The 12,875-nt window shown below is 58.8% G+C and carries 8 protein-coding genes; 3 read left to right on the top strand and 5 right to left on the bottom strand.

The features are described 5' to 3' along the window. Window positions 1–744: 744 nt before the first annotated feature. Window positions 745–1,785 carry a matrixin family metalloprotease gene (locus LOC68_RS20785; protein ID WP_230222309.1) on the bottom strand — a complete coding sequence of 347 codons (1,041 nt, stop codon included), beginning with the start codon at window positions 1,783–1,785 and terminating at the stop codon, window positions 745–747. Window positions 1,786–2,225: 440 nt separating this feature from the next. Here LOC68_RS20785 and LOC68_RS20790 point away from each other — a divergent pair, with 440 nt between their 5' ends. Beyond that, window positions 2,226–3,668: a MauE/DoxX family redox-associated membrane protein gene (locus tag LOC68_RS20790; protein WP_230222311.1), complete on the top strand. Its 1,443-nt coding sequence runs from the start codon at window positions 2,226–2,228 to the stop codon at window positions 3,666–3,668. On the opposite strand, the gene LOC68_RS20795 is transcribed toward LOC68_RS20790, so the two are convergent. The 3 genes from LOC68_RS20795 to LOC68_RS20810 all read right to left on the bottom strand — a co-directional run bounded on the left by LOC68_RS20795 (window position 3,665) and on the right by LOC68_RS20810 (window position 6,102). Then, window positions 3,665–4,096, bottom strand: coding sequence for a hypothetical protein (locus LOC68_RS20795; RefSeq protein ID WP_230222312.1), 432 nt, complete (start codon window positions 4,094–4,096; stop codon window positions 3,665–3,667). The two genes, LOC68_RS20790 and LOC68_RS20795, sit on opposite strands and share 4 nt — an antisense overlap. Before the next feature lie 61 nt (window positions 4,097–4,157). Beyond that, on the bottom strand, window positions 4,158–5,066 hold the full coding sequence (locus LOC68_RS20800) for a DUF1559 domain-containing protein (RefSeq protein WP_261360168.1): 909 nt from the start codon (window positions 5,064–5,066) through the stop codon (window positions 4,158–4,160). A gap of 268 nt (window positions 5,067–5,334) precedes the next feature. Beyond that, the gene (locus LOC68_RS20810) at window positions 5,335–6,102 is read right to left on the bottom strand and encodes an MBL fold metallo-hydrolase (protein WP_230222314.1); all 768 of its coding nucleotides are present in this window, start codon (window positions 6,100–6,102) and stop codon (window positions 5,335–5,337) included. A 397-nt stretch (window positions 6,103–6,499) separates the two neighbouring features. Between LOC68_RS20810 and LOC68_RS28805 the strand changes: the two genes are divergently transcribed. Further along, on the top strand, window positions 6,500–10,207 hold the full coding sequence (locus tag LOC68_RS28805) for a preprotein translocase subunit SecA (protein WP_390623389.1): 3,708 nt from the start codon (window positions 6,500–6,502) through the stop codon (window positions 10,205–10,207). 134 nt (window positions 10,208–10,341) lie between these two features. Next, window positions 10,342–11,652, top strand: a complete 1,311-nt coding sequence (locus tag LOC68_RS20825) for a 3-deoxy-D-manno-octulosonic acid transferase (RefSeq protein WP_230222316.1) — start codon at window positions 10,342–10,344, stop codon at window positions 11,650–11,652. On the opposite strand, the gene LOC68_RS20830 is transcribed toward LOC68_RS20825, so the two are convergent. After that, on the bottom strand, window positions 11,627–12,853 hold the full coding sequence (locus tag LOC68_RS20830; RefSeq protein WP_230222318.1) for an alpha/beta hydrolase family protein: 1,227 nt from the start codon (window positions 12,851–12,853) through the stop codon (window positions 11,627–11,629). The two genes, LOC68_RS20825 and LOC68_RS20830, sit on opposite strands and share 26 nt — an antisense overlap. Window positions 12,854–12,875: the final 22 nt, after the last annotated feature.

The following is a 12,875-nucleotide window of genomic DNA, read 5'->3' on the forward strand; positions in this document are numbered from 1 at the left end:
GACTTGGTCAGCCACTGGACTGGACCGCACTCGAATTTTTTTACGTCAACTTACCCATCCGCCCCGCAGGGCAATCTGGGGGATTTGCTGATGCGAATAGGGGAGGCCGACTGGACCGCACGCCCTCTTTTTTTCGTTCTCCGAGAGTGGACTGGACTGCTCCGTTTTTTTTCTCTGGCGACATGCGGCGCCGTCCCATCAGTCAGTGCCGATCATATGGACCGCACCTCCTGTTTTTTTGAACTCGGAGTGGACTGGACCGCACGCAATTTTTTTTGTCGGCGGGCCATGCGACCTCTTTTCCTTCACCAGCGCGCACCTTGAGCGCCGGCGCATCGCCATCGCGTTTGCGCAAAATGAACCGCACGACTGATTGGACGTCGAACTACGCTGCCAGGGGAAGAATTCCCGCCGTGGTTAAACCCGGTCCCAAACCGAGGTGAGAAGCACAACCGGACGTCACGCGGTGATCAGGCGCTGGCGTCCAGCAGCTTGAATTTTCCCAGAAGTCGAGCAATCGTGCAAGCGACAAAGGTGGCGTCAGTCGTTGGCGTGATGCGGCGTCGGATCGCGATCGTAGCCCGAGGCGCGAGCCGAGGGAATGCGGCCGCAAGAATAGAAGAATGCCGCGCGGCGGAGGAAGCGTTCCTTCGGCCGAGCGGCATTTTAAGTTTGGTGTTGGTTGGACCGGGCGCGGCATTCCCTCGGCTCGCGCCTCGGGCTACTATTTGGCGCCGTTACCGATTAGCGACGTCGATTAAGTACGAAGACGAAGAGTTCGCTGATCGGGCTCGTCTCAGTGACGCTGTTCTGCGGGGTATTTCCGGCAAACCGTTGGAACGGACCGCGGCCTGAACGGGGTGAGAAGCCTGAGAACGGGCTGCGTCCCCAGCGACGGCCAAACGGCGGGAAGGTCGGTTCCTCTTCGGTCGGCGGCTGGTCGGTATCGTCTTCGTCGTCATCCGGATCGGTCGGATCTTCGGTCGGATCATCTTCCGACGGCGGAGTTTCTTCCGGATCGTCTTCCGGGTCTTCGTCGGTCGGCGGGTCGTCCTCGCCGTCATCCGGGTTGTCGGTCGGATCTTCCGTGGGGTCTTCGGTCGGATCGGTCGGCGGCGTTTCGGTGGGGGGCTCGTCGGTCGGAGTCTCCTCCGTCGGGGTTTCTTCGGTCGGCGTGTCGTCCGGAGCGGCGGTCGTCAGTTCGGCCGGAGCGTAGAGAGCAAGGGCGGCGTCGACATCTTCGGACGAAAGCTCGGTGAACGATTTCGAGGGGGAGACGCTGGGGTACATCACCGAGCCGGGCGTATCGGAATGTTCCAGGCCGAGCGAGTGTCCCAGTTCATGGACTAGTACGTAGGTCAGGTCAAACGCGGCCGAGCCAAGGTTGTTGCCAATCTCCCAGGTCTCGGCGATGTCGACCAGCACGTCGCCGGCGATGATGGCCGGGTTCACGTCATCGGGAAAGTAGGCTTGGGCGAGCGTGCCGCCGGATCCGTCGATCGAACCGAATTCGATGTCTATCGAATCGCGTAAGTTGGCGATCGTCGTTTCGACAAAGGTAACGTCGATCACGTCGCTCCACGCTTTTAAAGCGGCGGAGACGGCCGATTCGACCTCGGCTTGGGTGAGACTAAAGCTTTCCGGGACCTGACCGACGTAATAGGTCAGCGTCGCGGAGCCTTGGCCGGCGCCGTCCCAGCCGACGCTCGACAAACAGAGTCGCAACTCTAGCGTCTCGGCGGCGGGATTGTGGGCAGTAATCTCGAGTCGGCGATTCTTTCGCATTTGATTTCTTGGGCTCAATTTCAAGACGAGGGGAGAGGAGGCGATGTGCCTCGGGGGCTGGCCGAAATCGTGCCGGCGCAACGTAGGGTTGCCGCCGAAGCCGCCATTATGGCCAAGGCCGTTTTTGAGTCGAGCCGAATGCGTCTCATTTAAGCGTTCTTTCATCTCACCGTTGGCGCCAGCGTCTCATTTGCTATCGCAATCGTCTCGCTCTCGGCCTGCGAGAAGAAGCGAGAAGCAATCTTCGCGAGGGGACCATTCGCATGGACATGGGCAGCGGTTTGTGTCACAACGGAAATTGTCGCTTTGGGTTGCGCGCCTTGTTGGGGTAGGCGCGAAACCAGGCGGCATCCGTTTAAGCGGGCTGAATATCGGTGACTACCAGTTCGATAACTACCGAGTCGGAACTTACTCGTTTGGAGGGTCCATCCGCAGGCGAAATGCCATCGCCCGGCTTGTCGAAGCGGCAGTACGGCATGTTGATCGCCTGCGTTCTGACGCAAGCGATTACGATCTTGTACACATGGCCGTTGTGGCAAGTTCGTGAGGCGCCGGTTCATTTGCCGGCGATCGATCTCCCGCAAGTTCCATTCGGCATTTTGTTGCTGACGACGCTCGCGCTGACTCTGGTTCGTCCGCGCTTAGGCTGGGTCGTGCATGTCGCAACGTTGCTCCTCTCGTTCGTCTTCGATCAATTCCGGACGCAGCCGCAGTTCATTGCGGCCGCGGTCTTGATGGCGGCCACGCTGGATGAACGGGGCTTGCGCGTGGTCCGTTGGTTTCTCGCGTCGCTCTGGTGCTGGGCTGGACTACACAAGTTGCTTTCGCCTGACTGGTTCACCTTCAACGCGTGGAGCATCACGACGTCCTTGGGGCTCGATCCGAGCGAGTTTGGCGAGATCGTCGGTTGGGGAGTCGGATTAGGCGAATTGAGCGTCGGCTTGCTCGCGATCTTTTGGCCGCGAGGGGCTGCGATTCCTTGCGCGCTGATGCATGGCGGCATCGCTCTCTTTCTGACGCCGCTGGCGCACAACTGGAACTACAGCGTCATCCCCTGGAATCTATGTATGGCGGTGGTCGGCAGCTGGGTAATGTGGAACGTCACGCCGCAACTGCCGAAGTATCGCTGGGAATGGTTGGTAGCGCCCTTGATGCTCCTCTATCCAGCCGGGTTTTACGTCGGTTGGGTCGATCATGGAATCGCCAGCGTTCTTTATTCTGGCAACGTTCCTGATGGGTTGATTACGACGGAGTCAGGGCTGGAACTGATCGAAGGGTGGGGGGATCTGCGAGTGCCGTTCCCTAACGAGCGGCGTTTGCTACGGCAATACTTCGCGCGATCGGCGCCGCCGGGATCGAAGTTGCACATTGCCGAAACGCGAGCTGGGCTGGATGATCTCTACTACGTCAAACGGGCCGACGGGCAGTTTGAAAAGATCTCGATGGAAGAGTTTTACGCGTCGTCTCCGGGCGTCGTCGCGGGAGTCGGCCTGGATGATCAATACACGCTGTTCCGGCTTGGCGACGATGGCGTGACGATGCTCAAGCGAGCCGAGAAGGCGCCGATCTACGCGCTGGAAATCGATCCCGACGTCTATCGACCGGAAATGCTTAACTGGCTCCGCCGCGTCCCCAATTTGGAGCAACTGGATCTGTCGGGCTGCCCAATCGCCGATGAAGATCTCGCCCGATTGCCGATCATGCTGAAACTGAAAGGGATCGGCCTCGCCGATACGCAGGTGACCGACGCCGGATTGAAGTCGCTGTTGCGTCAACCAAAGCTGGTCTACATCGAATGGGAAGGAACGTCGATCACGCTGGAAGGATTGGAGGAGTTCTTGGATGCGCGGGAGTCTTCAGGCAATCCCGAAACCAACCCCTAGTCCTTCAGCTCAATCACCAGGTGATTCTTCTCTCCCTTTTTCACCTCAAACGTGATTCCGCTGGTCGAGAACGCGGTGTACTTCTGCGGGATCAGCGACTTGGCGACTGGCGCTTCCATGCCGGGGTCGACCGGTTTGCTGGTACCTGCGTGGGCTTCGGTGACGTTGACCAGCACTTCGTTCAGGCCGACGATCGCGCCGTCGCCGTCGCGATAGGTGGACATGGTGAAGGAGCCGTCCGGTTGGATATCACCGGTTGCGGGAGTGCCGGCCTTAGGGCGGAAGCTGACGCTGCCATAAGGAAGCGGTTTGCCGTTGTAGATGACTTCGCCGGTGGTCGGCGCCGTATCGAGGCCGGCGCCTCGCCCGCAGCCGAAAAGCAGTATGCAGAAACAAACGGCGACGGCCCATCGATCAAAATGCAGCATCGAAAATCTCCAAGAACAAACGTCCCACGCGTCAGCGAAACCAGCGAACCGCGGCGATGCGCTACGGAAGCTGAGCCGTTTCGCCGCCGTTGATGGTCGCCAACCCTCGGTAGACGTCGAAGTCGATCGTCTCCGGCAGGAAGTGAACGCTGGCGTCGGCCATCAAAAAGTTAGCGCCGCCGGGATGCAAACTGATGAACGGCAGGTGGCTAAAGGCGACGCCGTCATTGCGGTCGCGGCGAGAATTGATCGTGTCTTGATAGATCACCTTCGCGCCGTAATACGCCTGATTGCTGAGAGCGCCGATGACCCAGACGCGAACGTTGCCGGGATAGCCGCTGTTGGTTCCGGTTCGATCGCGATGGGTGTACTCGCCGATCATCAAGGTATTGCTCATGCCGTCGGTAATGTCGGCGGCGCGACGAGAGCCGTCGAAGCGGAAGACGCCGTTGTTCGGAATCCTGCCATGGGCGGCCGAGATTAGCGTGCTGTCCTTCGTTGGGTCGTTGTAATAAACGCCGCCGACCCCTTGGTAGGTGAAGAGTGCGCCATCCGAGTACGCGGTCGCTGAGGTGCTGATCTCTTGACCGTTGTAGCTGGGACAGAAAAACGCGTTGACCGGCGATTTGCGGACGTTGGCGTTCTGCGTCGAGTCGGGCGAGTACGAAAAGTTGTATTGGTCGTAGAGCGAGTTCTGTTCAAGGAACGGCAGGATCGCCACCGCCAGGCCGTGCGAGTTCCAGGTATTGGTCGCTGCGACGTAAAAGGCGCCCGGCGGAAGATTGGTCGGATAAGTGTCCATGTAGTTGTGGCAGGCCAATCCCATTTGCTTCAGATTGTTGCTGCACTGCATCCGTCGGGCCGCTTCCCGCGCTTGCTGCACGGCCGGAAGCAGGAGGGCGATCAAAACGCCGATGATCGCAATGACGACCAATAACTCGACCAGCGTAAAACCTCGCGAATTGCGCATGGAAGTGCTCCCGCAGGTAATTATGAGAAAAAAGAATAGCGCCAAATGAATGGATGAGAGATCGTCCAAATGGGGGAGAGATCCGCCCGCGCAAACCTTAGCCGCACTTGGCAAAGGTAGATTGACCCGTACTAGACGATCTTTATGGAAATTGTAGCCGTCGAAACTTGCGCGCTAAATAGTTCGTGGCAATAAAAATGAAAAATAATTAAGCGAAATTGAGCTCGGCAATACCTTGCTGGATGTTTGCGAAGACTGGAGTGGCTGGCTAAGAGAGTGGAATCTCTTGCCGATCGTAGGCCAACTGCATGTTGCGCGGCAGCTTGGCGTTCGTCTCCTGATGATCCATGCGGCAGGAGATGTGGGTGAAGTAGGTCTGCTTGGCGCCGATCCGCTCGGCCACGGCGACCGCTTCGTCCAAAGAATAGTGCGTCGGATGAGGATCGAAGCGCAGGGCGTCGAGGATCAAGACGTCGAGCCCTTGGAGCAGTGGGAAGCTTTCTTCCGGGATTTCGTTGGTATCGGTGCAGTAGGCGATATTGCCGATCCGGAAGCCGAGAACGTCGAACCGCGGGCCATGTTTCAGGCGAATCGGGGTCACCAGAGCGCCCTGGGTGATAAACGGGGTCAACCCAATCTCGCGAAATTCTAGCGCTGGCGCGGCGCCGATGTGGGTCGGCGTGAGGTTGGAGAAGGCGTAGTCGTAGGCGGTGCGGATCCGCTTTTCGACCTGCGGCTCGCAGTACAGCGGCACTGAATGCCCCAGGTAGAACTGAAATAGCCGCAAATCGTCGAGCCCGTACAAATGGTCGGCATGCTCGTGGGTGTAGGCGACCGCATGGACGATGCCGATGTCTTCCCGCAGCAGCTGCGACCGCATGTCCGGCGGGGTGTCGATCAGCAGATTTCCTTCCGGCAGACCCCAAATGACCGAGCACCGCATCCGCTTGTTATGCGGATCGCTACTGGTGCAAACCGGGCAGCCGCAGCCGATCGCGGGTACGCCGACCGAGGTCCCTGTCCCGAGGAGGATCAATTTTCCGCGAATATCGCGGGTTTTTACAGGTTTGACGGCGGAGTTCAAAAGTCAGGCGACCTAAAGTGTTGAGGAAACTGGCGTTTGGTCGAGTCGCAGCTTGCAGATAGGGCTGACTGGATGATTGTTTCGGGGAGCCGCGAGCTTTTCAACCGCAGGAAGCGCGAAGTCGCGATCTTCCTGCGCTTCTACAACTTGGGGCAAAGATTGTCCCGATTTGAGCGAAGAGCCCAGTTGGCCCGGGATCGAAGCGCGGTTGACCGGGTGATATAATCCTTATAAGCTACCCAGCGGAAAGGGTTTGCGCACATTTTGCCTGCGCAATTCATGTCTTCTTCGGGACATTTTCACCTCTAACCTTTCCCTATTTTTAGACCCGACATAAGCAAAGCGACCGATGGAGCTTTTGGAACGGATTTGGGAGCAGATTTGCGCGTTTTTCGGCGGGCTGCTCGGCGGTTTTGAACGACTGATCACGTCGATCTTCGGATCGTCGAACGCTCGGTACGTGAAACGACTGCAATCCAAAGTCGACGCAATTAGTGCGCTCGAATCGAAATACGAAGCGATGACCGACGACGAGCTGCGCGATCAAACGCGGCTCTTCAAGCAACGTCTTGCCGCCGGCGAAACGCTCGACGATCTGATGATCGAGGCGTTTGCGGTTTGCCGGGAAGGTGGGAAGCGTTTCCTCAACATGCGCCACTACGACGTGCAGATGCTCGGCGGGATGGTGCTGACTTCGGGGGCGATCGCCGAAATGGTGACCGGGGAAGGTAAAACCCTGGTCGCGACGCTACCGGCCTATCTGAACGCGCTGGCAGGGAAAGGGGTGCACGTCGTTACGGTGAACGACTACCTCGCCCGCCGCGACATGGAATGGATGGCGCCTCTTTATCGCGGTCTCGGCCTGACGGTCGGCACGATTCAAAGCAACATGCCGGTTCGTCAGCGGCAAGAGTCGTACTCGTGCGACATCACCTACGGTACGAACAACGAGTTCGGCTTCGACTACCTGCGCGACAATATGCGCCCAGCGGCGCGCGGCGACGATCGCTTCCCGAAAGATTGGCAGCAATCGCAAGGTCGCTTGCACTTCGCGATCATCGACGAAGTCGACAACATCTTGATCGACGAAGCGCGGACGCCGCTCATCATCTCAGGTCCGGCCAATCAAGACAAACAGAAATACGAAACCGCCAACGACATCGCGCGTACGCTGAAGAAGGACGTTCACTTTGAAGTGAACGAAAAGGATCGCAGCACCAACCTGACCGACGAAGGGGTGCGCGAAGCGGAACGTCTGGCGAAGGTCGAAAGCTTCTACACCGCGGGCAACATGGAGTGGCCCCACCTGATCGACAACGCCCTGAAGGCGCACTTCCTCTACATTCGCGACGTCAACTACGTCGTCGAAGATCGCAAGGTGATCATCGTCGACGAACATACCGGCCGTAAGATGGATGGTCGGCAATGGAGCGACGGGCTGCACCAAGCGGTCGAAGCGAAGGAAGGGGTGCCGATCAAGGAAGAGACGCAGACGCTCGCCACGATCACGCTGCAGAACTTCTTCAAGCTGTACGACAAGATCGGCGGTATGACCGGTACCGCGATGACCGAAGCGAGCGAATTGTGGAAGATCTACCAGTTGGAAGTGATCGCGATCCCGACCAACCGGACGATGCAGCGGATCACCCATCCCGACGTGATCTACATGTCGGAGAAAGAAAAATACGAAGCGGTCGCCGACGAAATCGAGCGGTTCCACAAGTGGGACGTCCTCGAGATGAGAGACGGCAGCGAACGCTGGGGCCATATCCTTCGTGAAGACGATAGCGTCGTCGTCTTTGAAGAGAAGGGGAGCAAAGGGAAGCAGGAATTCCCCCGCTCGCAGATTCGCCACATTCAGAAAAAGGGACGTCCGGTTCTGGTCGGTACCGTCTCGATTGAAAAGAGCGAACGGTTGTCGCACCTACTCGAACGCCGCGGCGTTCGTCACCAGGTCCTCAACGCCAAGCAGCACCGCCGCGAAGCCGACATCGTCGCGCAAGCGGGCCGCATCGGATCGGTGACGATCGCCACCAACATGGCTGGTCGCGGTACCGACATCATCCTCGGCGGTAACCCCGAAACGCTCGCTTGGGCGCAACTGCAAGACAAATACCCGACTCGTCTGGAAGTGCCGGACGAAGAGTGGGACGCGCTGATCGCCGAGATCGAAGGGCGCGAAAAGATGAAGGAAGAAGGGAAGGTCGTCCGCGAGTTGGGCGGTCTGCATGTGATCGGCACCGAGCGGCACGAGTCGCGACGTATCGACTTGCAGCTACGCGGTCGTTGCGGTCGCCAAGGCGACCCCGGCAGCAGCCGCTTCTTCCTGTCGCTGGAAGACGACCTGATGCGGATCTTCTTTGGCGAATGGATTCGCGGCTTCCTGATGAACATGCCCGGCGGGATGAAGCCTGGCGAAGCGATCGAAAGCCGAATGGTGACGCGCCGCGTCGAAGGCGCCCAGAAGAAGATCGAAGAACGCAACTTCGACATTCGTAAGAATCTGCTCGAAAGTGACGAAGTGATGGACGAGCAGCGCAAGCGCGTCTACGGCTTCCGTCAGCGGATTCTGGACGGCGACGACTGCAAAGAGCTGATCCTCGACATGGTCGAGCGGCAGATTGACCGTTTCGTCGACATGCTGCTGGCCAAGGATTACGGCGTCGAAACCTTCGCCCGTTGGGGCGGCGTCGAACTGTCGTGCGAACTCGATCCTCGCGACTATCGCGGTCTCGACATCAATGCCGCGTCGGAGCACGCTAAGGACGAAGCGGAACGTCAGGCCGAATCGAACGTCATGGCGGCGATTGACGAAAACCTGCCGGGCGAAGAAGAAGAGTCGGAATGGAACTGGCAGGCGATGGCCCGCTTCTCCAATTCGATGTGGAAGACCAACTTCAGCGATCGCGACCTGAAGAAAGTGGGCCGCGATCATGTCGATACGCTGCTGGTCGAAAAGGCCCGCGAACAGATCCAGAAGATCGACCTGTCGGAAGGGGCGAAGTTCCTCGATCCCGACTTCGGCTACAAGAGCCTGGCCGGTTGGGTCCGCTACAAGTTCGATTTGCAAGTTGCGGTCGAAGACCTCCGCGATAAGAGCAAAAAAGATATCGCGGACATGATTCTGGAGAAGGCGAAAGACGCCTACGAACAGAAGGAATCGCAATACCCGGTTCTGGCGGGGATCTACAAGTTCAGCGACAAGAAAGATGGCCGCTCGCGTTTGGATCGCGAAGCGCTCGTCGATTGGGCCGCGCGACGCTTTGAGATCAACATCGACCTGGAAGACATCAAGAGTAAGCAGCGCGAAGAAATTCAAAGCCTGCTCGAAGAGAAGAGCCGCGGGCACATCCAGCAAGCGGCCGAAAAGCTGCAGAAGGTCCGCGACAAGGTCGCTTCGATCTACGAATCGGGCTCCGATAGCCAAACGGTCTCGATGGTGAGCGGCGGCAACGGCAAGCTGAACTCGCTGTCCGATTGGATTCGCTCGACGATCCAGAAAGACGTCGATCCGGATGAACTCGCGTCGCTTGATCGGGCCGAACTCGAAAAGCGTTTGATCCGCGAAGTCAACGAACGCTATCGTCCGGAAATGACCCGAATGGAACGGAGCGTCTTGCTGGAACTGATTGATTCGATCTGGAAGGATCACCTGCTAGCGATGGACCACTTGAAGAGCGCCGTCGCGTTCTCCGGTTACGCTCAGGTCGACTCGAAGGTCGAATTCAAACGCGAAGGTATGCGTTTATTCGAGACGATGTGGCAGTCGATCGGCGAGCGGGTCACCGACCTGGTCTACAAGATCGAAAGCTTGAACGAAGACTTCGTCAGCTCGACCTGGACCGAAACCGAAGCTCGTCACGACGAAGCCGGCTCGGCCGCGGCCGAAATGGCTCGTCAGCACGAATCAAGCGAAGGCTCGACCGGAACCGAACCGGAAGTGGTCGAACCGATTCGTAACGCCGGCAAGCGGGTTGGACGTAATTCTCCTTGTCCCTGTGGGAGCGGGAAGAAATACAAAGATTGTCATATGGGCAAAGACCGCGGAGTTACGTAGCATACCTGCCGATAAACAGAGTGCGGAGCCGGCCGGCGCTCCGCGCTCAGTTCCCTCCTGAGAAACGCCCTTCGATCGGCTCACCTCGAAGCGGCGTCGCTGAAAAGCAATAAGAGCCCGGGAAAGGATTCCCCATGGGTTGGTTACTCAACATCATCTATCTTGGCGCTCTCACTGCGGCCATGCCGTTTTTCGCCTGGTCGACGCTGGTGCGCGGACGTCGCCGCGGCGGTCTGTTGCAAAAGTTCTTTGGCCTGGTCGCCGTTCGTAAAGGGGATCGTCCCTGCGTCTGGCTGCATGCGGTCAGCGTCGGCGAAGTCAATCTGCTAGCAACCATCATTCAGGCGGTCCGCAACCAATCGCCCAGCGTTGATATCTACGTCACCACGACGACCAAAAGCGGATACGAATTGGCGCGGGCTCGCTATGACGATTGCGTCGTCAGCTACGCGCCGCTCGATTTCACCTGGGCGGTGAAGACGGCGCTTCGCCGCATTCGCCCGCAGACGTTGATCCTGGCCGAACTCGAAATCTGGCCGAACCTGATTTCGATCTCGAAGGCCCGCGGCGTCAACGTCGCGGTGGTCAACGGACGACTGAGCGAAAAGAGCTATCAAGGCTATCGCCGCGTCTCGTCGCTGCTCCGACCGGTGCTGCGGAAGCTCGATTGCATCGCGGTGCAGGACTGGACCTATGCCGAACGTTTTGTCGCCTTGGGCGCTCCGGCCAAGCGGGTGATCTCTACCGGTTCGCTCAAGTTCGACGGCGCCGAAACGAATCGTCGCAATCTGAAAACGATGCGCCTGCGACGCTTGGCCGAGATTCCGGCCGACGCGATCGTCTTTCTCGCCGGCAGTACGCAAGCGGGCGAAGAAGAAGCGGCGCTCAATGCATTTCTGGCGGCCAAGCCGCGTCATCCCAATTTGCGACTGATCTTGGTGCCGCGGCATCCCGAGCGGTTTGACGAAGTCGCCGCGATGCTCGACGAACGGGGCGTCAATTGGTCGCGACGATCGTCGCTGGAACATAGCGTGGTCGATCCGACTGCCTGTGTGCTGTTGGTCGATACGGTCGGCGAATTGGCGGCGTGGTGGGGCGTGGCCGACGTGGCGTTTGTCGGCGGCAGCTTTGGTCGCCGCGGCGGTCAGAACATGATCGAACCGGCCGCTTATGGCGCCGCGGTCAGCTTTGGACCGAACACGAAAAACTTCCGCGACATCGTGCAGATGCTGCTCGAAGAAGATGCGGCTGTGATGGTCGCCGACGAAGCGGCGCTGATTGAGTTCGTCGGTCGCTGCTTAGACGAGCCGGAGTATTGCGAACTGTTGGGCGATAACGCCCAGCAAGTGGTCGCGTCGCAGATTGGCGCCGTCGAACGAACGATGGAAGCCCTGCGCCCTTTCTTGCCGGCGCCGGAGTTTATTCGTCACCGGATGGCGGCGTAGTTTCCGGTTCCGCCTGCGCAGATCCTGCTCGCTCGCCGAGCCATTGAATAGACTGTGCAACTCCCCCTTCGAGCGTCACGTCTTCCGCATTATCGGCGACGAACTTGACGTCAACGTCGTGCTCGGTCAATGTCTGCGCGAAGTCCTGCACGTCATCAAAGTCGAGCGATTCCTCTTCCTGCGGGTAGTAGAGAAAGACGGGGCACTTGATCCCTTCGGGGTGGCTGCTGGGCGTTTGCTCGCTCTCGTGGAAGATGAACATGTCGGTCGTCTCGTCGGTTCGCCGTTTGGTATCGATACAAGGAGCCAGAGCGACGCAGCCTGCCAATCGCGGTTCGTTTTCGGCTAACAGTAGCGAGATCGTGCCCGCGAAATCTGATCCGGCGGCGTAAATTCGCTGCGGATCGACTTGCGGCAAGTTGCGGATCGCATATTCGACGGCGTTGCGTCCATTGGCGACGCCGAAACAGGCGTCCTTCATCCGCCGGCGAGCGCGATCCAGGTTGTGTTTGAAATCTCTGTCCGACATCTCGAACGCTTTTTCCGGAATCTGCCCGTCGATCGAATAGACGATCACCGCGTAGCCTGCTTCGACGTAAGGAAGCGCTTCGGGATACGTTTCGCTCGGCGTGACCGAAACTCCGGCGAGGACATTCGCGGCCAGCGGCGGCATGACGATGCAGGGGAGCGACTTCTCCGCATGTTCGCCGGGAGGCAAATAAATGCGTAGTTGCATTCGCGAGCCGGGGCCTTCGCCAGTTTTCGATTGAACCCAACTGGTCGGAATTTCGAGCGGCGGCTTCGCGGCGAATTCGCCAGGGGCGGGAAGATCAGGATAAGCGATTTGGGGAAGGCGAGCGGCGATTGCGTTTCGCTTGTCGTATTCGGCCTGGCGCTCGGCAGCTTCGGCGGCCCGTTTCGCTTGTTCCTGTTGCTGGGCGACCGGATCGTCCCAGTAGAGGTTCCAGACCTGACCAATCGTTCCGGCGGAAAGGGCGAGCGTCACCGCGATCGTCGCGAAAGTCAGCACCTTGCGAAGTTGTCGAGGATTGACTTCGCCTTGCGGCGTGGGGCGAGGCAGTGAATTGAGCGGGACCGTGACTTGTGCCGAGCAGACGTCGCAGGTGAACGTTTGACCGACTTTGTCTTCGCTCAGATCGAAAGGGCGGCCGCAATTGGAGCAGGTGAAGTAGATCGACATTCGTTCTTTCGTTTCAACCGAA

This window comes from Blastopirellula sediminis (assembly GCF_020966755.1).
Classification (GTDB): Bacteria; Planctomycetota; Planctomycetia; order Pirellulales; family Pirellulaceae; genus Blastopirellula; species Blastopirellula sediminis.

Bases quoted from the DNA above. Each gene is read 5' to 3' on its own strand.
- LOC68_RS20790 (WP_230222311.1), top strand. From the start codon at position 2,226: ATGCCATCGCCCGGCTTGTCGAAGCGGCAGTACGGCATGTTGATCGCC.
- LOC68_RS28805 (WP_390623389.1), top strand. From the start codon at position 6,500: ATGGAGCTTTTGGAACGGATTTGGGAGCAGATTTGCGCGTTTTTCGGC.
- LOC68_RS20825 (WP_230222316.1), top strand. From the start codon at position 10,342: ATGGGTTGGTTACTCAACATCATCTATCTTGGCGCTCTCACTGCGGCC.
- LOC68_RS20830 (WP_230222318.1), bottom strand. From the start codon at position 12,853: ATGTCGATCTACTTCACCTGCTCCAATTGCGGCCGCCCTTTCGATCTG.
- LOC68_RS20795 (WP_230222312.1), bottom strand. From the start codon at position 4,096: ATGCTGCATTTTGATCGATGGGCCGTCGCCGTTTGTTTCTGCATACTG.
- LOC68_RS20785 (WP_230222309.1), bottom strand. From the start codon at position 1,785: ATGCGAAAGAATCGCCGACTCGAGATTACTGCCCACAATCCCGCCGCC.
- LOC68_RS20800 (WP_261360168.1), bottom strand. From the start codon at position 5,066: ATGCGCAATTCGCGAGGTTTTACGCTGGTCGAGTTATTGGTCGTCATT.